Source organism: Streptomyces sp. HP-A2021 (assembly GCF_022807935.1).
Classification (GTDB): Bacteria; Actinomycetota; Actinomycetes; order Streptomycetales; family Streptomycetaceae; genus Streptomyces; species Streptomyces afghaniensis.
Genome location: NZ_CP094344.1, coordinates 3,422,878 through 3,444,501 on the forward strand (window position 1 = coordinate 3,422,878; position 21,624 = coordinate 3,444,501).

A 21,624-nucleotide genomic window follows, 5' to 3' on the forward strand; every position below is an offset into this window, starting at 1 on the left:
TTGGCCGGGGGGCGGCTGGTACCGGGTTCTTTTCTTGTCCCGAGGCTCCTTCGGTCCGTCGTCCCTGTTCAGGGACAAACAGAAGGGCCGCGGATCCCGGATGGGGTTCCGCGGCCCTGAAGGCGCCGGCCTGATCGGCGATCAGGCTGGATCACTCCAGGGTTCTGGCCCACGGAAGGCCCACATCTGGTGGTGCTGCGTCGTCTGCTTCCGGAATCCGGCACCGGTCGCCGTAAAGGCATAGGCCTGCGCCTGTGCCACTACTGCCGCTTCCAGTGCCTTGGTCGGTCGCTCATTGCGCTCACGGACGGGAAGGCCCGCGGGAGCAACGGAGGAGGACGCCGGACGCGCGGCACGAATGCCGGACAGACCGGTGCCCAGGTTCGAAACGCCGAGCATGCACGCGGAGACGGCCGAGCGATCGGTCATTTTCACGATGCTGACGGAGCTGGTGTTGATGCTGATCACTGGACTCGCCTCCTCTCGGCGTCTCGGGGGACTGGGTGAACCAGTCCTGCGGATATGCAAGTACAACACGGAATCAGGGCCTCCGAGAAGGCCGCTGCTCTCGTGCCTAAGAACCTATGGGGATTGCTGGGGCATGCGCAAACTATTTTTTCGACGAGTTCGCGTCAGTCCTGATCTGTGTCCCCTCCGGCGTACTGGCCTGCACAGATGGCCAGTACGTCGGCTCCGTAGCGATTGAGCTTGCGCATTCCCACGCCCGGGATGCGCGCCAGCTCGTGCTCGTCGTCCGGCGCGGTCTCGGCGATCGCCATCAGCGTCCTGTCGGTGAAGACGCAGAAGGCGGGCTGACCACTGCGTAGCGCCTGGTCGGCACGCCACTCGCGCAGTTGCTCGTAGAGCCCCTCGTTCATGTCGGAGGGGCAGTCGTCGCAGCGCATCAGCTTCATCTCGCCCGCGTCGGTCAGCGTGCGGCCGCAGACTCGGCAGCGGGCGGGCGTTCGCTGGACTCGTCTCGGGGCGGAACCCCTGGTTCCGTGGATTCCGCGCTCGATGCCGCCCCCACTGCCGGCGGCGTTGCGGGCCGTGGTGGCCGTCGATCCGGGGCGCAGCCCGTCGAGGAAGCGGCTGGGACGGCGGTTGGGGCGGCCGCCGGGGGAACGGGAGAGGGCCCAGGAGACGTGGAGGCGTTCCCGCGCGCGGGTGACTCCGACGTACAGGAGGCGGCGCTCCTCCTCGATCTGTTCGTCGGTCTTGGCGTAGGTGATCGGCATCATGCCCTCGGCGACGCCGACCAGGAAGACGACGTCCCACTCCAGGCCCTTGGCCGAGTGCAGGGAGGCGAGGGTGACGCCCTGAACGGTGGGGGCGTGCTGGGCGTTCGCCCGTTCGTCGAGCTCGGCGACGAGGTCCGTCAGGGTGGCGCCGGGTTTGGCGGCGGCGAAGTCCTGGGCGAGGTTCACCAGGGCGGCCAGGGACTCCCAGCGTTCTCTCACGGCGCCGGAGCCGGCCGGTGGCTGCGGTGTCCAGCCTTCCCCCGACAGCACGGCACGCACCTGGGAGGGCAGGTCGACGGCGTCGTCCAGAAGGGAGTCGTTGCCGCCGAAGCGGGCCGCACCGCGCAGGGCGACGCTCGCCTTGCGCACCTCCGGACGGTCGAAGAACCGCTCGGCGCCGCGCAGCTGGTAGGGCACTGCGGCGTCGGCGAGGGCCTGCTCGTAGGTCTCGGACTGCGCGTTCGTCCGGAAGAGGACGGCGATCTCGGCGGCCGGGACTCCCGCGTCGATGAGCTCGCGGATGCGCCGGGCCGCGCCCTCCGCCTCGGCGGGCTCGTCCGTGTACTCGGCGTACACCGGCTCGGGCCCCGGGGCGCGCTGGGAGACGAGCTCCAGGCGATGGTCGGCGGCGCGGCCCTTCGCCTGGGCGAGCAGGCCGTTGGCGAGGTGGACGACCTGGGGGGTGGAGCGGTAGTCGCGGACCAGCTTGACGACCGTGGCGCCGGGGTGGCGGGTGCGGAAGTCGAGCAGATGGTCCGGTGTCGCGCCCGTGAAGGAGTAGATCGTCTGGCTGGCGTCGCCGACGACGCACAGGCTGTCCCGGTCGCCCAGCCACAGCTCCAGCAGGCGCTGCTGGAGGGGGCTGACGTCCTGGTACTCGTCCACGACGAAGTGCTGGTACTGGGCGCGGACCTGCTCCGCGATGTCGTGCCGGTCCTGGAGGACGGCCACGGTCAGCAGCAGCACGTCCTCGAAGTCGATGACGGAGCGCTCGCGCTTGACGTCCTCGTAGGCGGCGTAGAGCTGGGCGATCTCGGCGGGGGCGCGGGGGGTCTCGCGGCCGGCCTTGGCGGCGGCGGGCGCGTAGTCGGCGGGGACGGTCTGGGTGACCTTGGACCACTCGATCTCGGCGGTGACGTCCCGCAGCTCTCCACGGTCGAGGCGGATCCGGCAGGCGGCGGCCGCGTCGGCGACGAGCTGGATCTTGCGGTCGACGAGCCGGGGCATGGAGCCACCGATCGCTTTCGGCCAGAAGTACTGGAGCTGTCGCAGCGCGGCCGAGTGGAACGTGCGCGCCTGGACACCGGCGGCGCCGAGCTGGCGCAGCCGGCCCCGCATCTCCCCGGCGGCGCGGTTGGTGAAGGTGACGGCGAGCACGCTGGAGGGCTGGAGGAGACCGGCGCGCACTCCGTAGGCGATGCGGTGGGTGATCGCTCGGGTCTTGCCCGTGCCGGCGCCCGCCAGGACGCACACCGGACCGTGCAGGGCCGTGGCCACCTCGCGCTGCTCGGGGTCGAGCCCTTCGAGAACCGCGTCGGGGGTCTCCGGTACCTGCGGGAACAGGGTGGAGTGCGTTGCTGCTGTCACACAGCCATGCTGCCAGGTCTCGCGAAACGCCTGTGCCGGTTGTCCACAGGCAGGCACTGATAGTCGTACTAATGCGGCAGGCGTCACGTGCGGCGGGGGCGGGCCGGGGAATGGTGGACCTTTCACATACGTTCCACCACTGCGAGCACCCGCCTCCGAGCCACCGAAGGAGCACGACAGACATGCTGGGCACTGTCACGATGTACAGCACCACCTGGTGCGGTTACTGCCGTCGGCTGAAGAGCCAGATGGACCGCGAGGGCATCGCGTACACCGAGATCAACATCGAGCAGGACCCGGAGTCCGCCGCGTTCGTGGAGAAGGCGAATGGCGGAAACCAGACGGTGCCCACCGTTCTGTTCCCGGACGGCTCCACCCTCACCAACCCGTCACTGGCTCAGGTGAAGCAGAAGATCGGCGCCTAGTCGCCGCGTGCGGTTGTGCGGGAAGGCGGCTCCTGAGACAGCTCAGGAGCCGCCTTCTCGTGGTTTGTCCCACACCACGACGTAGCGCCACAGCAGCGTGCGGCGCCAGTCGCAGCCGGGCAGCAGCCGCCGGGCGGCCTGCCGGATCTCCCCCCACGACATGTGCACGTCTTCCATGGGCATGCCGGCCGGGCCTCTCTTGCCGCCGTTCAGCCGGGCGTACAGCATGCTCGCGGGCACGCCGCTCGCGCTGATGGCCCAGTCCAGGACCGTACGGTTGGCGGCCATGCCGACGATGACCAGACGGCCGCCGGGCGCGGTGAGCCGGGCGAGACGGGTGACCGCCTCCTCGAACGGCGCGTGGTGGACCACGGCGACCGCGCTGACGAAGTCGTACGTGCCTTCGGGCAGGGCACTGTCGGTGAGGTAGTTCGCCTCCAGGTACGTGACCTTGCCGGGCGCGTGCGCCTGCTCGCGGGCGAGCTTGATCATCTCCGGGGAGCGGTCCACGCCCGTGACGGACGCCGCCCGGGCCGCGAGCTTGCGGGCGAGCAGGCCGTCGCCGCAGCCGGCGTCCAGGGCCGTGCCGCACCCGTCCGGCACCGCCGCGAGCACCGCCGGGTGGTGGTGGACGTTGTGGTTCCAGTACGGGTCGGACACGCGGGCGGCCCCGTCAGACGGCGCTTCTCGTCGGGAGCGGCTTGCCGTACCAGAGCTCGATCAGGCGGGCCGCGATCGAGATGCCGTACGGCGGGAGCACCTCGCCGGACTCGAAGGCGGCGCGCAGTTCGTCACGCGAGAACCAGCGGGCCTCGTGGATCTCGTCGCCGTCGACGTCTATCTCGGTCGAGGTGGCGCGGGCCAGGAAGCCCAGCATGAGACTGGACGGGAACGGCCAGGGCTGGCTGGCGACGTACTCGACCTGGCCGACGGTGATGCCGACCTCCTCGTGGACCTCGCGGCGCACCGACTGTTCGATGGACTCGCCGGGCTCGACGAAACCGGCGAGCGTCGAGAAGCGGCCCTCGGGCCAGTGCACCTGGCGGCCGAGCAGGATGCGGTCGTCCTCGTCGGTCACGGCCATGATCACAGCCGGGTCCGTACGCGGGTAGTGCTCCGCGCCGCAGGCCTGGCAGCGGCGGATGTGACCGGCCGCGGCGATGACGGTGCGCTCGCCGCAGCGCGAGCAGAAACGGTGGGTGCGCTGCCAGTTCTCCAGGCCGACCGCGTGCACCATCAGGCCCACGTCCCGGGCCGACAGGAGCAGGCCCGCCTCGCGCAGGCCCGCCGGCCGCGCGGACTGGTCCATGCGCCCGGGCAGGGAGTCCTTCTGGAGGGCGAAGTAGCTCACGCCGTCCTCGTCGATGCCGAGGAAGTAGCGGTGGGCCTCGGTGAGGGGGGCCTCGAAGGAGGGCGTCATGACGAGTTCGGTGCGCCCGTCCGCCGTCTCGTCGATGAGGACCTGGCCGCCGGAGACCACGAAACAGCGCGTGGAGGGGTGGCTCCACGCCGCCGCGAGCCAGGCCTCGTCGAGCCGGTGGTGCGCGGCCCGGTCGATGCCGCTCGGTGCGGTGAGCGAGATGGGTCGGTCGGCGTTCTGGTCGGTCCAGGTGGTCACGGGTGCTTCCAACTCCCCGGTGGAACGGTCGGGTTCGGCGGGCTGATCAGCGGGACGTACGGCGGGAGGCGACCGGGTCCGGCGGGGTGGTGCGGGGCGCGACGGTACGGGGCAGTCCTTCCAGTGTGCCCCGCGCGCGCTGCCGGTCCGGACGGCGCGGGACGCTCAGGGCGCATGGCGCCAGTTCCGGGCGAGGTCGTCCCACAGGTACGCGGTGGTCTCGACGCCCTTGAGGAGCAGGTCGAGTTCCACTTTCTCGTTCGGGGCGTGCCAGCCGTCGGACGGGACGGAGATACCGAGGAAGAGCACCGGTGCCCCGAGCACGTCCTGGAGGTCCGCCGCCGGTCCGGAGCCGCCCTCGCGTGTGAAGCGGACGGGCTTCTCGAAGGCCCGGCCCATCGCGCGGGCGACCGACTGCAGAGCCGGGTGGTCCAGCGGCGTCAGGCACGGGCGCGTGGCCCCGCTGAAGGTGATCTCGCAGCGGATCCCGGCGGGCACCTGCTGCTCGGCCCAGGCGCGGACGGCCTTCTCCACGTGGTCCGGGTCCTGTCCCGCAACCAGCCGGAAGGACAGCTTCACCAGGGCGGAGGACGGCACGATGGTCTTGCTGCCGGGGCCCTGGTAGCCGCCTGTGATGCCGTTGACCTCCGCGGTCGGGCGGGCCCAGACGCGCTCCAGGGTGGTGTACCCGGCCTCGCCCTGGGTGGCGTACGACTTGGCGGCGCGCAGCCACTGCCGCTCGTCGAAGGGCAGTTCGGCGAAGAGTTCCCGCTCGCGGTCGGTGAGTTCGATCACGCCGTCGTAGAAGCCCGGTATCGCCACGCGCGCGTGCTCGTCGTGCAGGGCGGCGACGAGGCGGGCGGCGGCGGTGGCCGGGTTGGGCACCGCACCGCCGAAGGAGCCGGAGTGGATGTCCTGGTCGGGGCCGTGCAGCCGTATCTCGCACTCGGCGAGACCGCGCATGCCGGTGCACACCGTGGGGGTGTCCTCGGACCACATGCCGGTGTCGGAGACGATCACCACGTCGGCGGCGAGCCGCTCGGCGTGCTGTTCGGCGAGGGCCCGGAAGTGCGGCGAGCCGGACTCCTCCTCACCCTCGATCAGCAGCTTCAGGTGCACCGCCGGGGTGGTGCGGCCCGTGGCGGCGAGGTGGGCGCGGACACCGAGGGTGTGGAAGAACACCTGGCCCTTGTCGTCGGCCGCCCCGCGCGCGTAGAGGCGGTTCTCGCGGACGACCGGCTCGAAGGGCTCGCTGTCCCAGCCGTCCTCCCGGGCGGCGGGCTGCACGTCGTGGTGGCCGTAGACCAGCACCGTGGGCGCCTGGGGGTCGTCACAGGGCCACTCGGCGAAGACGGCGGGCGCGCCCGGAGTCTGCCAGACCTCGGCCGTCGGGAACCCGGTCTCCTTCAGCTCGGCGGCGAGCCAGTCGGCGCTGCGCCGTACGTCCGCCGCATGGTCCGGCTGGGCCGACACCGACGGGATGCGAAGCCACTCGGCGAGGTCGTCGAGGAAGGCGCCGCGGTGCTGCTCGATGTACGTACGGACGACACTGTCCGGGGTCTGGCTCATGGTCACGAGCCTATCGGCCCGCACTGACGTCCTCGGAGTGCGGTTCCTCACCGGGCCGCCCACCGGACGTGGAGTCACCGGACGGCTCCTCCAGCAGCAGCCGCTCCAGCGCCGCGCGGTCCGGCAGCCGGTCCGGGCGTACGACCTCCCCGCTGCGCACGTACAGGAACGCGGCCGTGACCGACTCCAGCGGCACGCCCTGCTGCTCCGCCCAGGCGAGGCGGTAGACGGCCAGCTGGAGCGGGTCGGCGGTGCGGGTGCGGTTCGTCTTCCAGTCGACGATCTCGTACGTCGTCTCCTGTCCGTCGCCCTCCTTGTAGACGGCGTCGATGCGGCCCCGTACGACGCGGCCGGCGATCTCGAGCTGGAAGGGGGCCTCCACCCGGTAGGGCGTGCGGTGCGCGTACCGGGTGCGTTCGAAGGCGTCCTTGAGGGCGTCCAGGTCCTCTTCGTCGGCGATCTCGGCGTCGCTGCCGGGAAGTTCCCCGGGCTCCAGGAACGGCAGCGTCAGCGCTTCGAAGCGGGCCTCGACCCAGGCGTGGAAGCGGGTGCCGCGGCGTGCGGCGGGCTGCGGCGGGCGGGGCATGGGGCGGGCCAGTTCCTGCGCGAAACCGTCCGGGTCGGCGGCCAGGCGCAGCAGCTGGGACGCGGTGAGCGAAGCGGGCAGGCGGACCTCGGTGACGCTGTCTCGGGCGCGCAGGAGCTCTCCGGTGAGGGCGTCGAGGTCGCGGTCCCATGAGGCGACGGTGCGGGCTTCCTCGGGGGTGAGCCGGTGGTGTTCCGGCGCCGTCGAGTGCGGGCCCGCGACGGGGAGGTCTGGTGGAGCCGCCTGGTGCGGGATGGTGGGGCGCTCCGCCGGCCGCTCGTCCCGGTCGGCCGGGTCTTCCGCGACGGCGTCGCCTTCGAAGGGATCGTCGTCGAACGGGTCCGGTTCGTCGTACGGAGGCTCGTCGTCCTCGGGAGGAGGCGGCCATTCCGGGTCGTCGACGCTGTCCAGGTCGTGCACGGCCGCGGGGTGCCCGTCCTCGTGGGACGCGCGGTCCTCCAGGTGCGCCAGGACGGTCGCGGCGGCCGCGCGGCGGCGGGCCAGGGCCGTCTCGTCCAGGGGCAGGGGCCACACCTGGTCGGCGGTGGCCTGGTGCAGGGCCGGGTTCTCCGCGTCCTCGGCGGGTTCGTCCGCCCATGCCTCGATCTCGCCGTAACCGGCCGCGCAGTGCTCGTGGAGGGCCTGGAGGAACGCGGAGGGTCCGCGGCGCTTCTTCTGGGTGGGGCCCCACCAGTGGCCGGAGCCCAGGAGCAGGGAGCGGGGGCGGGTGAAGGTGACGTAGCCGAGGCGGAGTTCCTCGGTGTGCTGGTGGTCCTTCATGGCCTCGTGGAAGGCTTTCAGGCCCCTGGCGTCCCAGGACTCCACGCCGGGCAGGGTGTCGGCGTCGCCGCGCAGTTCGTGCGGCAGGACCTTGCCCTGGGAGGTCCACTTCTCGCGGCCCTGGCTGCTGGGGAAGGTACCGGTGACCAGCCCGGGGACGACCACGACGTCCCACTCCAGGCCCTTGGACTTGTGGGCGGTGAGCACCTTGACGGTGTTCTCGCCGCCGGGCAGGGCGTTGTCGAGGCCCTTCTCGTACTGGGCGGCGGTGCGCAGGAAGCCGAGGAAGGCGAGCAGGGTGGCCTCGTTGTCGCCGGCGGCGAAGGAGGCGGCGACGTCGAGGAAGTTGGAGAGGGTCTCGCGGCGGCGCGCGGCCAGGGCGTGCGGGGACGCCGACAGCTCGACCTCCAGGCCGGTGACGGCGAGGACACGGTGCAGGACGTCCATCAGTGGGTCGGCCAGAGAGCGGCGCAGCTCGCGCAGTTCGGTGGCCAGGCGGGCGAAGCGCACGCGCGCGTCGGGCGAGAAGGGCAGTGCGTCGTCGTCCCCGTGGCCGTCCAGCGGCGTCTCCAGGAACGTGTCGAGGGCGTCGGCGAGCGAGATCACCTCGGAGGGGTCGACTCCCTCGACGGCCTCGGCGAGGCGCCGGTCCGGGTCGTCGTCGCCCTCCACGCGCGCGTGGGACACCAGGAGCCGGGCACGCCGCCCCAGCAGGGCGAGGTCGCGTGGGCCGATGCGCCAGCGCGGACCGGTCAGCAGGCGCACCAGGGAGGCGTTGGCGCCGGGATCCTGGAGAACCTCGCAGACGGCGACGAGGTCGGCGATCTCGGGCAGGTGCAGCAGCCCGGACAGGCCGACGACCTCGACCGGGATGTCCCGGGCGACCAGGGCGCCCTGGATCTCGGCGAAATCGGTCGCCGTGCGGCACAGGACGGCGATCTCGCCGGGTGCCGTCCCGGTCCGTACGAGGTGGGCGACGGAGTCGGCGGCCCAGTCGATCTCCTCGGCGTGGGTGCCCAGCAGGGCGCAGCGCACCATGCCGTCGCGTTCGGCCCCGGGGGCCGGGCGGAGGGCCTCCACGCCCGCGTGCAGGGCCCGCAGGGGCTCCGCGAGGCCGTTCGCCAGGTCGAGGAGGCGGCCGCCGCTGCGGCGGTTCTCGCTGAGCGCCTGCCGGGTGGCGGGGCGGCCGTCGGCGTGGGCGAAGTGCTCGGGGAAGTCGTCGAGGTTGGCGACGGAGGCGCCCCGCCAGCCGTAGATGGCCTGGCAGGGGTCGCCTACGGCGGTGACGGGGTGGCCGGTGCCCTCGCCGAACAGGCCTGCCAGGAGGACGCGTTGGGCGACCGACGTGTCCTGGTACTCGTCGAGCAGGACCACCCGGAACTCGTCGCGCAGCGCGCGGCCCACTTCGGGGATCTTCGCGAGCCGGGCCGACAGGGCGATCTGGTCGCCGAAGTCGAGCAGGTCCCGCTCGCGCTTGGCCGCCCGGTAGCGGGTGACCAGTTCGGCGAGTTCGCGGCGGGCGGCGGCCGCTTCGGGCACCTTGCGAAGGTCGGCGTTGGTGAGCTTGGCGCCGCGCAGGGTCAGCAGCAGTTCGGCGTCGTACGCGCGCAGCGCCTCCGGGCGGACGAGGTGCTCGGCGAGTTCGGCGTCGAGGGCGAGGAGGTCGCCGACCAGGTCCGGGAAGGAACGGGTCAGGGCCGGGTAGGTCCCCGGGGCCTCGCGCAGCACGCGCGCGGCGAGCTGGAAGCGGGTGGCGTCGGCGAGCAGCCGGGACGTGGGCTCCAGACCGAGGCGCAGGCCGTGGTCGGTGAGCAGGCGGCCCGCGAAGGCGTGGTACGTGGAGATCACCGGCTCGCCCGGCGGGTTGTCCGGGTCGATGGCGTCCGGGTCGGTGACGCCGGCCTTGACGAGCGCCTTGCGGACGCGCTCGGCGAGTTCGGCGGCGGCCTTGTTGGTGAAGGTGAGGCCGAGCACCTGCTCGGGTGCGACCTGGCCGGTGCCCACCAGCCACACCACGCGTGCCGCCATCACCGTCGTCTTGCCCGAGCCGGCTCCGGCCACGATCACCTGCGGGGCGGGCGGCGCGGTGACGCAGGCCATCTGCTCAGGGGTGAACGGGATGCCGAGGAGCTCCTTGAGCTGCTCGGGATCAGTGATACGGGCGGGCACGTCAGAGAGGCTAGCGGCGGCCACTGACAGTGGCGGCCGGATCGGCTTCCGGGACAGAAGAAGCGCAGGTCAGCACATATGGTGCGATAGATCACTCGACGACATGACGGCCCTCCTGCCGCGCGCTGCACGAGGCCCGGAACGCGCAGTGCGTGCAGTGCTGGCCGGCGGTCGGTGTGAACCGTTCGTCGAGGACCTTGCCGGCCGCGGTGGCCAGCAGGTCACCGACCCACTCCCCCTCCAGCGGCTCCTGGGCCTGCACCTTGGGCAGGGTCTCGCCGCCGTCGCGCTGGGCGGCGCCCTGACGCAGGTGGACCAGTTCGGCACCGCCTGGCTCGGGGCGCACACCGTCGAAGACGTCGTCGACGGCACCCTCGCGGACGGCCAGCTGGTAGACGGCGAGCTGCGGGTGGCGCTCCACCTCCTTGCCGGTGGGCGCCTGTTTGCCGGTCTTGAAGTCGACGACGTAGGCACGGCCCTCGCCGTCCGCCTCCACGCGGTCCATCTGGCCGCGGATGCGCACCTGGTAGTCACCGGCTTCGAGGGTGACGTCGAAGTCGTGCTCGCTGGCCACCGGGGTGCGTCCGGTGCGGTCCATGACGTGCCACTTCAGGAACCGTTCGAGCGCCACGCGCGCGTTGTCCTTCTCCTGGTCCGACTTCCACGGCGCGTCGAAGGCCAGGGCGTTCCACACGGAGTCGAGCCGTTCCATGAGGACGGACAGGTCGGCCGGGGTGTGCCCGGAGGCGACCTCGTCGGCGAGGACGTGCACCACGTTGCCGAAGCCCTGGGCGGCGGTCGCGGGCGCGTCGGCCTTCACCTCGCGGCCCAGGAACCATTGCAGGGCGCAGGTGTTGGCGAGCTGGTCGAGGGCGCTGCCGGAGAGCACGACCGGCTGGTCGCGGTCGCGCAGCGGCACCTTGGACTCGGTCGGCTCGAACATGCCCCACCAGCGGTAGGGGTGCGCGGACGGCACCAAGGGGCGGCCGTCCTCGTCGGCGAGGGCCGCGAGCCGGGCGAGGCGGCGGGCTGCGGCCTCCCGGAGGGCGTCGGAGACACGCGGGTCGACCGTGGTGGCGCGCAGTTCGGCGACGAGTGCCGCCACGGACAGCGGGCGGCGCGGGCGTCCCGTGACGTCCTTGGGTTCGACGCCGAGTTCGGTGAGGAAGCGGGAGGGCTGGTCGCCGTCGTCCGCCGGGGCCTTGACCGCGGTCACGACGAGGCGTTCACGCGCGCGCGTGGCGGCCACGTAGAACAGCCGGCGCTCCTCGGCGAGCAGCGCGCCGGGGGTGAGGGGTTCGGCGAGTCCGTCGCGGCCGATGCGGTCGGCCTCCAGCAGGGAGCCGCGGCGGCGCAGATCCGGCCACAGGCCCTCCTGAACGCCCGCGACGACCACGAGGCGCCATTCCAGGCCCTTGGAGCGGTGCGCGGTCATCAGGCGGACCGCGTCGGGGCGTACAGCGCGGCGTGTGAGGGTGTCGGCTGCGATGTCCTCGGCCTCGATCTCCTCCAGGAAGTTGAGGGCGCCCCGGCCGCCGGTGCGCTCCTCGGCACGGGCCGCGGTCGCGAACAGCGCGCAGACGGCGTCCAGATCGCGGTCCGCGTTGCGCCCGGCCGCGCCGCCCCGGCGTGCGGCCCGCTCCAGCCGTGTGGGCCAGGGCGTGCCCTCCCACAGGTCCCACAGCGCCTCCTCGGCCGTACCGCCGCCCGCCAGCCGCTCACGGGCCTTGCGCAGCAGCGCGCCGAGGCGCTGGGCACCACGCGCGTACGTGGGGTCGTGCACGGCGAGGCGCTCCGGCTCGGCGAGTGCCTGCGCGAGCAGCACGTCGGAGGGCGGCGGCAGCGGGGTGCCCGCCGCCCGCTCCTCGTCGCGCAGGGCCCGGCCGAGGCGGCGCAGGTCGGCGGCGTCCATGCTCGCGAGCGGGGAGGTGAGGAGGGTGAGGGCGGTCTCGGTGTCGAGCCAGCAGGTGTCCGGCTGCGGGGAGGGGGCGTCCTCGGTGGAGGTGGCCCTCTCGGGGTCCTCAGGCTCGGCAGGTCCGCTCTCAGAATCGGCTGTCTCCGCCGTGGCCACCGCCCGCAGCGCCGTCAGCAGCGGGGCCACCGCCGGTTCGTGACGCAGGGGCACGTCGTCACCGTCGACGTCCACGGGTACACCGGCCGCCGTCAGGGCGCGGCGGACCGTCGGGATGGTGCGGGAACCGGCACGCACCAGGACGGCCATCTCACTCCAGGGGACGCCGTCCTCCAGGTGGGCCCTGCGCAGGATGTCGGCGATGTTGTCCAGCTCCGTCCCGGGCGTCGGGTACGTGTACGCCTCGACGCGGCCGCCGTCCCGTACGGGCGCGAGTTCGCGGTGGGCGCGCACCTTCTCGGCGGGCAGGCGGGTCAGCGGCATGCGCTGGGTCAGCAGCCGGGTGGCGGCCAGCAGGGCGGCGCCGGAGCGGCGGGAGGTGCGCAGCACAGCGACGGGGGCCGGGCGGCCGTCCGCGCGTGGGAAGGCGTGCGGGAAGTCGAGGATGCCGTTCACGTCCGCTCCGCGGAACGCGTAGATCGACTGGTCGGGGTCACCGAACGCGACGAGCGTGCGGCCGCCGCCGGCCAGGGCGTGCAGAAGTCGTACCTGAGCGGGATCGGTGTCCTGGTACTCGTCGACGTAGACGGCGTCGTAGCGGGCGGCGAGCCACGCGGCGACCTCGGGCCGGCGGGCGAGGAGCACCGCGCGGTGGACGAGTTCCGCGTAGTCGATCACGCCCTGGAGGTCGAGCACGTCGAGGTACTCGGCGAGGAAGGCGGCGGCGGCGCGCCAGTCGGGGCGTCCCGTGCGGCGGGCGAAGGCGTCCAGGGCGTCCGGCCCGAGACCCAGTTCACGGGTGCGGGCGAGGACCGCGCGGACCTCGTCGGCGAAACCACGGGTGGTCAGGCAGGCGCGCAGCTCGTCCGGCCAGCGCACGTGAGCGAGCCCGAGCCGCTCCAGGTCCACCTGGCCGGCGAGCAGCTCCCGGACCGAGACGTCCTGCTCGGGGCCGGACAGCAGCCGTAGCGGCTCCACGAACAGGTCGCTGTCCTGGTGGGCGCGGACCAGGGCGTAGCAGAAGGAGTGGAAGGTGGTCGCCTGGGGCGCGTGGGCCGCGCCGCTTCGCAGGGCCATGCGGTCGCGCAGTTCGACGGCCGCCCTGCGGCTGAAGGTGAGCACGAGGATGCGCTCGGGGTCCTGGCCCCGGGCGATGCGCTCGGCCACGGACTCGACGAGCGTGGTGGTCTTGCCGGTGCCCGGACCTGCGAGAACGAGCAGCGGGCCGGTGGCGTGGTCAACCACGGAGCGCTGCGAGGCGTCCAAATGAGGGGGGTCCAGCCGTTCAGGAGGGGTACGTACCAGTCGGTAAGCGCCACGGCTCCCCCGCCGCACCCGGGGGTGCGACAGGCCGCTGGTGGAGAAAGAGGAGCTCACGTGGTTCGCCGGTCCTGGTGGAAGTGCTGGTTGGCGGGCCACCGCGCGTGGCGGGCGGTGACCGCGGGGTGACGGGGACGCGTGCAGCCGACGCTACGCCGACGGGTGAGGCGGAAGCAGGGCTTCCTCTTCTTCCCGCCAATCACTCAAGGCCCTCATGGCCCCCATGCCGCTACTGGCGCTCCCGGCACTCATGTCCCTCATCTCACGAACGTACGTCATGGCGGCGGAGTGCCCCGATTCCCCCGTCCGGATCACGGGTCACACAGGAGGGCGTCCGATGCCGGAAGCTGTCAGGTGTGACCCTCCGCGCGTTCGCCGCCGTCCCAGCGCGCCCGTCTCATGTCGAGGCGCGGCAGGTGGCCCTCGGTGGCCCGGCCCGCCTCCTTCAGGGGCGTGCCCTCCGCGCGGTAGTGGCCGAGCGCCCGCTGCTCGTGCCCCGGCAACAGGACGCCGTCCGCGCGGACGACACGCCACCACGGAACGGCTCCGCCGTAGAGAGCCATCACGCGGCCGACCTGCCGCGGACCGCCCCCCTCCAGCCACTCGGCGACGTCCCCGTATGTCATGACACAGCCCGGCGGGATCAGTTCGGCGACGTCCAGGACCCGCTCGGCGTACGCGGGCAGCGCTTCCCCGGGTTCCTCACGGGCGTCGCCGTACCCCGGGCGGGCGTCCTGTGCGCCGGCGTCCTGCGGAAGGCTTTCCTTGCTCATCCGCCCCATCCTGCCGCACCCCACCGACAACGGGACGGGCGTGCTCCGGAGCGTTTCCCTCGCCCGGCGGCAGCGCGTCGGGCAGACTGTCCGCCCCCGCATGTGCACCCTGATGCCCCCGTGTGTCGGTGCGGCATGCCACCATCGTGCGGGCGGTGACCGGTGATACGAGACCAAGAAGAGACGATGAAGCAGCAGGGTGCGCACCCCGAGGACCCGGAGGGCACCTCTGACGCTTCATCGCGCCCGGGCACTCCGGACGACGGCCCGGCGGCCTCCGAGAAGTCCCGCAAGAAGGCCCCGGCGTCCGCCGAGGACGAGGAGACCGTGCACATCGACGAGGTGGAGGGCGACGAACCGCTGCTCCCCGCGCGCGTGCACCGCCCGTCCGACCTGATGCGGCTCCTGGTGGGCGTACTCGCCGTGGCGCTGCTGATCGGGATCGCCGCGTTCGCGCACGGCACGACCTCGGGCCTGGAACAGGACATCAACAAGGGCACGGGCCAGGCGCCCGACCTGCTCATCAAGATCGCGGGTCTGGCCTCCAGCATCGCGATCCTGCTGGTGCCGGTCGCCTTCGCCATCGAGCGGCTGATCAAGCGGGACGGGCTCAGAATCGCCGACGGCGTGCTCGCGGCCGTCCTCGCCCACGGTGTGACCCTCGCCACCGACCTGTGGGTCGCCCGCGCCGCCCCGGACTCGATCCAGGAGGCGCTCACCCAGCCCTCCCCCGGCGACATCCACGCGTTGACCGACCCCGTGCACGGCTATCTGGCGCCGGTCATCGCGTACATGACGGCGGTCGGCATGTCGCGCCGACCCCGATGGCGCGCGGTGCTGTGGGTCGTGCTGCTCCTCGACGCCTTCTCGATGCTCGTCACCGGGTACACGACACCGTTCTCGATCATCCTGACGGTGCTGATCGGCTGGACCGTGGCCTACGGCACGCTCTACGCGGTCGGTTCGCCCAACGTCCGGCCCACCGGGCAGACCCTCATGGCGGGCCTGCGGACGGTCGGCTTCCGCCCGGTCAGCGCGTCCCGCGAGGACATCTCGGACAACCCGGACGCCGGCGACCGGGGCCGCCGCTACTTCGTCACGCTCGAGGACGGCCCGCCGCTGGACGTGACGGTGGTCGACCGGGAGCAGCAGGCGCAGGGCTTCTTCTACCGCGCGTGGCGCAACCTGACCCTGCGCGGCTTCGCCACCCGCAGCAGCCTCCAGTCGCTGCGCCAGGCCCTGGAGCAGGAGGCGCTGCTGGCGTACGCGGCGATCGCCGCCGGCGCCAACGCGCCCAAGCTGATCGCCACGTCCGAGCTGGGTCCCGACGCGGTGATGCTCGTCTACGAGCACAGCGGCGGCCGCACCCTGGACTCGCTGCCGGACGAGGAGATCACCGACGACCTGCTGAGCGACACCTGGCACCAGGTGAAGGCTCTTCAGTCCCGGCGCATCGCGCACCGCAGGCTGGTCGGCGACGCGATTCTGGTGGATCGTTCCGGCACGGTGATCCTCACCGACCTGCGCGTCGGCGAGATCGCGGCCGGCGACCTGCTGCTGCGCATGGACACGTCCCAGCTGCTGGTGACCCTCGGCCTCCGGGTGGGCGCCGAGCGGGCGGTCGCCTCGGCGGTGGAGGTGCTCGGCCCCGACGCGGTGGCGGACTGCCTGCCGATGCTCCAGCCCATCGCGCTCAGCCGTTCCACGCGCGCGACGCTGCGCAGGCTGGCCCGGGAGCGGGCACAGCGTGAGCGCGAGGCCGTCCTGGAGGCGTCCCGGCAGGCCAAGCAGGCGCGTCCGGAGGACGCTTCGGACGAGGCCGTGCCGGTTCTGGAGAAACCCGACAAGAAGACCGTACGGGCGGAACAGCGGGCCGAGAAGCGGGCCATCGACGAGGCCCTGGAGGAGGCGCGCGAGGAAGACCTGCTCACGCAGATCCGGCACGAGGTGCTGCGGATCAGGCCGCAGGCACCCGTCGAGCCGGCCCGCCTGGAGCGGGTGCGGCCGCGCACGCTGCTCAGCTTCATGGCCGGCGCGATCGGCGCGTACTTCCTGCTGACGCAGCTCACGCACATCGAATTCGGGCCGCTCATCGCGAACGCCGAGTGGGGCTGGGTCGCCGCGGCCGTGCTGTTCTCGATGGGCAGCTACATCGCGGCGGCGATGGCTCTGCTGGGGTTCGTGCCCGAGCGGGTGCCGTTCGTGCGGACCGTGGCGGCGCAGGTTGCCGGGTCGTTCGTGAAGATCGTCGCCCCGGCGGCGGTGGGCGGTGTCGCCCTCAACACGCGCTTCCTCCAGCGCGCGGGAGTGCGGCCGGGGCTCGCGGTGGCGAGCGTCGGAGCGTCGCAGTTGTTCGGGCTCGGCTGTCACATCCTGATGCTGCTGGCCTTCGGCTATCTGACCGGCACCGAGAAGACGCCGTCGCTGTCGCCGTCCCGGACGGTCATCGCCGGTCTGCTGACGGTGGCGGTGCTGGTGCTCGTGGTGACCTCGGTGCCGTTCCTTCGGAAGTTCGTCGTCACGCGCGTGAGGTCGCTGTTCGCAGGTGTCGTGCCGCGCATGCTGGACGTGCTCCAGCGGCCGCAGAAGCTGGTCACCGGCATCGGCGGCATGCTGCTGCTGACCGCATGCTTCGTGATGTGCCTGGACGCGTCGATCCGCGCGTTCGGCGACGAGTCGACGTCGATCAGCCTCGCCAGCGTCGCCGTCGTCTTCCTCGCGGGCAACGCCCTGGGGTCCGCGGCGCCGACCCCGGGAGGTGTGGGCGCGGTCGAGGCGACCCTGACCGTCGGTCTGATCGCCGTCGGGCTGCCGAAGGAAGTCGCGGCACCGGCGGTCCTGCTGTTCCGCCTGCTGACGCTGTGGCTGCCCGTGCTGCCGGGCTGGCTGGCCTTCAACCACCTCACACGCAAGCAGGCCCTCTGACCCGGCCTGCACAAGCCCTTCAGTGGCCACCGGAGCGCCACCAGCCCCTCCTACCTCGTACGGCACGCGTCCCGCGCGGACTGCCCCCCGCCGCCGCAGGATGGAACCATGCCGACCCTCCTCCGGCTGCGTGCCGCCGCCCTGACCGCCACCGCCGTGCTGCTGTCCGCCGTGCTGGCGGGCTGCGGTGACGACGACGCCAAGGACGAGGACCTGACGCAGCAGGAGCTGAGCTGGAAGGACTGCCCGACCCCGTCCGACGCACAGGGAGGAGGCGCCGCGCCCTCACCACTGCCGGACGGCGACGAGTGGCAGTGCGCCACCATGAAGGCCCCGCTCGACTGGGACGACCCCAAGGGCGACACGATCGGCCTCGAACTGATCCGGGCCAGGAGCAGCGGGGACGAGAGCGCCCGCATCGGCTCGCTCATCTTCAACTTCGGCGGCCCCGGCGGCTCGGGCGTCACCGCGCTGCCGTCCTTCGCGGAGGACTACGGCACGCTGCGCACCCGCTACGACCTGGTCAGCTTCGACCCTCGCGGAGTCGGCCGCAGCGCGCCCGTGATCTGTGAGAACGACCAGCAGCTCGACGCGTACTTCCAGCAGGACGCCACACCTGACGACCCGGCCGAACGCACCGAACTCATGGACAGCACCAAGGAGTTCAACGACGCCTGCGAGCAGAACTCCGAGAAGATCCTGCCGCACGTGCGCACCACCGACGCAGCCCGCGACCTGGACCTGATGCGCCAGGTCCTGGGCGACGAGAAGTTGCACTACTTCGGCATCTCCTACGGCACCGAACTCGGCGGCGTCTACGCCCACCTGTTCCCCGAGCGGGTCGGCCGCGCCGTGTTCGACGCCGTCGTCGACCCCACGCAGAACGCCGAGCAGGGCTCGCTCGGGCAGACCAAGGGCTTCCAGCTCGCGCTGGACAACTTCGCCGAGGACTGCGTGTCGAAGACCGAGGAGTGCCCCCTCGGCGACAGCGCACAGGACGTGACGGACCGTATCGCCGGACTGCTGGAGGACCTCGACCGCACACCGATCCCGGGTGTCTTCCCGCGCCAGCTGACCCAGAGCGCGGCCACCAGCGGCATCCTCCAGGCGCTGTACTCGAAGGGCTTCTGGGAGTACCTCACCGAGGGCCTGCAACAGGCGTACGACGGCGACGGCAGCATCCTGATGCTGCTGTCCGACACGATGAACGGGCGCGAGGAGAACGGCGAGTACGACAACAGCACCGCCGCCAACGTCGCCATCAACTGCGCGGACGACAAACCCCGCTACGACACCGCCTTCGTGGAGCGGAAACTGCCCGAATTCCGGGCGGCCTCCGACCTGTTCGGCGACTTCCTGGCCTGGGGCATGATCAGCTGCACCGACTGGGCCGTGCCGGGCGCCGCCGACCACCCGGACGTGAGCGCGCCGGGCTCGGCGCCGATCCTGGTCGTCGGCAACACCGGCGACCCGGCCACCCCGTACGAGGGCGCACGGAAGATGGTGGAGGCGCTGGGCAAGGGGGTCGGAGTCGAGCTGACGTACCGGGGCCAGGGGCACGGCGCGTACGACAGCAAGAACAAGTGCGTGCAGAGCGCGGTGAACGGCTATCTGCTGGACGGAAAGGTGCCGCGGGCGGGGACCGTTTGCACATGACATCAGGCCCGGCTTGACGAACGCGCAGGTCAGAAGGTTATCCACAGGCTGCAACGGCTGGCGCGGGATCTGCCTACCATGGCCTGACCGCCATCCGCGGCACGGTGCGGACGGCCTGCGAGGGGGGATGGGCCCATGACGCGTTTCGCACGGTGGACGGCTTTGGCGGTCGCCTCGGCACTGCTCGCCGCGGGATGCAGCGGCGGCTCGCCGGACGACGACAGGGGCGGGCTCTCCTGGGGCCGCTGCAAGGCCACCGGCGACGCCCCCGCACCGAGCAGCGACTGGCAGTGCGCGACGCTGAAGGTGCCGCTGGACTGGTCGAAACCTGACGGCGAGACGATCGGGCTGGCGCTGATCCGCGCCAAGGCCCGCGGTGACGACCGCGCGGGCTCACTGCTGTTCAACTTCGGCGGCCCCGGCGCCTCGGGCGTGTCCATGATGCCGTCGTACGCCCCGACCGTCTCCCGACTCCGCGAGCGGTACGACCTGGTGAGCTGGGACCCGCGCGGAGTCGGCGCGAGCGAGGGTGTGCGCTGCCGCGGCGACAAGGAGATCCAGGCGGCCGAGTCGGTGGACGTCACCCCGGACACACCCGCGGAGGAAAAGGCGTTCTTCCAGGACGCCGCCGACTTCGGCAAGGGCTGCCAGAAGGACGCCGGGAAGCTGATGGCGCACGTGTCGACCGCCGACTCGGCCCGCGACATGGACCGCATCCGGGAAGTCCTCGGCGACGAGAAGATGCACTACTTCGGCATCTCCTACGGCACCGAACTGGGCGGCACGTATGCGCACCTGTTCCCGAAGAACGTGGGGCGGATGACTCTGGACGCGGTCGTCGACCCCGGGGCCGACGCGGTGGGACATGCCCGCAACCAGGCGAGGGGCTTCCAGCGCGCGCTGGACGGCTACCTGAAGTCCACGGGCCAGGACCCGGCGGAGGGTTCGCGGAAGATCGCGGACCTCCTGCGACGGATCGACTCCCGGCCCCTGCCGGCGGGCACGCCCGAGCGGAAGCTGACACAGACACTCGCCGTCACCGGCATCATCCTGCCGCTCTACAGCAAGGACAGCTGGCCCACGCTGACCAGCGCCCTCGACGCGGCCCAGCGGGGAGACGGCTCGGAACTGCTGACCCTCGCCGACGGCTACAACGAACGCGACCCGTCGGGACGCTACGGCACGACGACCCACGCCCAACGGGTCATATCGTGCCTGGACGACAGGCAGCGGCCGACCGCGGCGACCACCAGGAAGCTGTTGCCCCAGTTCGAGAAGATCTCCCCGGTCTTCGGGACGTTCCTCGGCTGGGACACGGCCGGCTGGTGCCACGACTGGCCGGTGCCCGGGCAGCACGACACCCCGGAGGTGAGCGCCCCGGGCGCGGCACCGGTCCTGGTGGTGGGCAACACCGGCGACCCGGCCACCCCGTACGAGGGTGCCCGGAGGATGGCCGACGAGCTGGGCAAGGGCGTCGGAGTGATGCTCACCTGGCGGGGCGAGGGACATGGCGCGTACGGCAGTGGCAGCGACTGTGTCGACTCCACGGTGGACGCGTATCTGCTGGACGGTTCGGTGCCGAAGGACGGCAAGGTCTGCTCATGACGACGGCGGGGGCTCCGGGCACCCGTGGTGCGCGAAGCCCCCGCCGCTCGCGAAGGGAGGCCGGATACGGCTCGGTATGCCGGCGCGTCCGGTCAGTAGACCGGCTTGTCCGGCTCGATCTGGTTGACCCAGCCGATCACGCCGCCGCCGACGTGGACCGCGTCCGAGAAGCCCGCGGACTTCAGGACCGCGAGGACTTCCGCACTGCGGACACCCGTCTTGCAGTGCAGGACGATCTTCTTGTCCTGCGGGAGGCTCTCCAGGGCGGTGCCCATGAGGAACTCGTTCTTCGGGATCAGCCGGGCGCCCGGGATGGAGACGATCTCGTACTCGTTCGGCTCGCGGACGTCGATGATGTCGATGCTCTCGCCGTCGTCGATCCACTCCTTGAGCTGCTTGGGAGTGATCGTGGAATCGGCGGCCGCCGCCTGGGCCTCCTCGGAGACGACGCCGCAGAAGGCCTCGTAGTCGATGAGCTCGGTGACGGTCGGGTTCTCGCCGCAGACCGCGCAGTCCGGGTCCTTACGGACCTTGACCTGGCGGTACTGCATCTCCAGGGCGTCGTAGATCATCAGCCGGCCGACCAGCGGCTCACCGATGCCGGCGAGCAGCTTGATGGCCTCGTTGACCTGGATGGAGCCGATGGACGCGCACAGCACGCCCAGGACGCCGCCCTCGGCGCAGGAGGGGACCATGCCGGGGGGCGGGGGCTCCGGGTACAGGCAGCGGTAGCAGGGGCCGTGCTCGGACCAGAAGACGGAGGCCTGGCCGTCGAAGCGGTAGATCGAGCCCCAGACGTACGGCTTGTTCAGCAGCACGCAGGCGTCGTTGACCAGGTAGCGGGTCGCGAAGTTGTCCGTGCCGTCGACGATCAGGTCGTACTGGCTGAAGATCTCCATCACGTTGTCGGCCTCGAGCCGCTCCTCGTGAAGGATCACGTTCACGTACGGGTTGATGCCCTTGACGCTGTCACGGGCGGACTCCGCCTTGGGGCGGCCGATGTCGGCCTGGCTGTGGATGATCTGGCGCTGCAGGTTCGACTCGTCGACCTCGTCGAACTCCACGATGCCGAGGGTTCCGACGCCCGCGGCGGCCAGGTACATCAGCGCCGGCGAGCCCAGGCCGCCGGCGCCCACACACAGCACCTTGGCGTTCTTCAGCCGCTTCTGCCCGTCCATCCCGACGTCGGGGATGATCAGGTGGCGGGAGTACCTGCGGACCTCGTCTACGGTGAGCTCGGAAGCCGGCTCGACCAGGGGTGGCAGCGACACGGGGACTCCGTTGGTCGGTCAATCACTA

At 71.9% G+C, this 21,624-nt stretch carries 13 protein-coding genes; 4 read left to right on the forward strand and 9 right to left on the reverse strand.

The features are described 5' to 3' along the window. Positions 1 to 141 precede the first annotated feature (141 nt). The gene (locus MQE23_RS15480) at positions 142 to 468 is read right to left on the reverse strand and encodes a hypothetical protein (RefSeq protein WP_020270254.1); all 327 of its coding nucleotides are present in this window, start codon (positions 466 to 468) and stop codon (positions 142 to 144) included. Positions 469 to 632: 164 nt separating this feature from the next. Then, entirely contained in the window at positions 633 to 2,885 is a 2,253-nt protein-coding gene (locus MQE23_RS15485) for an ATP-dependent DNA helicase UvrD2 (RefSeq protein WP_342364973.1), read from the reverse strand. 125 nt (positions 2,886 to 3,010) lie between these two features. Here MQE23_RS15485 and MQE23_RS15490 point away from each other — a divergent pair, with 125 nt between their 5' ends. Continuing rightward, positions 3,011 to 3,253: a mycoredoxin gene (locus MQE23_RS15490; protein WP_003992805.1), complete on the forward strand. Its 243-nt coding sequence runs from the start codon at positions 3,011 to 3,013 to the stop codon at positions 3,251 to 3,253. 42 nt (positions 3,254 to 3,295) lie between these two features. Here the strand turns inward: MQE23_RS15490 and MQE23_RS15495 are convergent, their stop codons facing one another. The 6 genes from MQE23_RS15495 to MQE23_RS15520 form a co-directional block, all read right to left on the reverse strand. Continuing rightward, positions 3,296 to 3,913 carry a class I SAM-dependent methyltransferase gene (locus tag MQE23_RS15495; protein WP_020270256.1) on the reverse strand — a complete coding sequence of 206 codons (618 nt, stop codon included), beginning with the start codon at positions 3,911 to 3,913 and terminating at the stop codon, positions 3,296 to 3,298. 13 nt (positions 3,914 to 3,926) lie between these two features. Next, a complete protein-coding gene (gene nudC, locus MQE23_RS15500) occupies positions 3,927 to 4,871 on the reverse strand; it encodes an NAD(+) diphosphatase (RefSeq protein ID WP_020270257.1) in 945 nt (314 codons plus the stop codon). Positions 4,872 to 5,036: 165 nt separating this feature from the next. After that, a complete protein-coding gene (locus MQE23_RS15505) occupies positions 5,037 to 6,440 on the reverse strand; it encodes a dipeptidase (RefSeq protein WP_037667235.1) in 1,404 nt (467 codons plus the stop codon). A gap of 10 nt (positions 6,441 to 6,450) precedes the next feature. Beyond that, entirely contained in the window at positions 6,451 to 9,975 is a 3,525-nt protein-coding gene (locus MQE23_RS15510) for an ATP-dependent DNA helicase (RefSeq protein WP_243379400.1), read from the reverse strand. 91 nt (positions 9,976 to 10,066) lie between these two features. Further along, entirely contained in the window at positions 10,067 to 13,423 is a 3,357-nt protein-coding gene (locus MQE23_RS15515) for an ATP-dependent DNA helicase (RefSeq protein WP_243379401.1), read from the reverse strand. A gap of 293 nt (positions 13,424 to 13,716) precedes the next feature. Continuing rightward, entirely contained in the window at positions 13,717 to 14,139 is a 423-nt protein-coding gene (locus MQE23_RS15520; RefSeq protein WP_243379402.1) for an MGMT family protein, read from the reverse strand. 186 nt (positions 14,140 to 14,325) lie between these two features. Between MQE23_RS15520 and MQE23_RS15525 the strand changes: the two genes are divergently transcribed. The 3 genes from MQE23_RS15525 to MQE23_RS15535 all read left to right on the forward strand — a co-directional run bounded on the left by MQE23_RS15525 (position 14,326) and on the right by MQE23_RS15535 (position 20,325). Then, positions 14,326 to 17,064 carry a lysylphosphatidylglycerol synthase domain-containing protein gene (locus MQE23_RS15525; RefSeq protein WP_243379403.1) on the forward strand — a complete coding sequence of 913 codons (2,739 nt, stop codon included), beginning with the start codon at positions 14,326 to 14,328 and terminating at the stop codon, positions 17,062 to 17,064. A gap of 108 nt (positions 17,065 to 17,172) precedes the next feature. Next, positions 17,173 to 18,720 carry an alpha/beta fold hydrolase gene (locus MQE23_RS15530; protein WP_243379404.1) on the forward strand — a complete coding sequence of 516 codons (1,548 nt, stop codon included), beginning with the start codon at positions 17,173 to 17,175 and terminating at the stop codon, positions 18,718 to 18,720. 135 nt (positions 18,721 to 18,855) lie between these two features. Then, complete coding sequence (locus tag MQE23_RS15535) at positions 18,856 to 20,325, forward strand: alpha/beta hydrolase (protein WP_037666856.1); 1,470 nt, start codon at positions 18,856 to 18,858, stop codon at positions 20,323 to 20,325. A gap of 92 nt (positions 20,326 to 20,417) precedes the next feature. On the opposite strand, the gene moeZ is transcribed toward MQE23_RS15535, so the two are convergent. Beyond that, a complete protein-coding gene (gene moeZ / locus MQE23_RS15540; protein WP_020269791.1) occupies positions 20,418 to 21,596 on the reverse strand; it encodes an adenylyltransferase/sulfurtransferase MoeZ in 1,179 nt (392 codons plus the stop codon). Between the last annotated feature and the right edge of the window lie 28 nt (positions 21,597 to 21,624).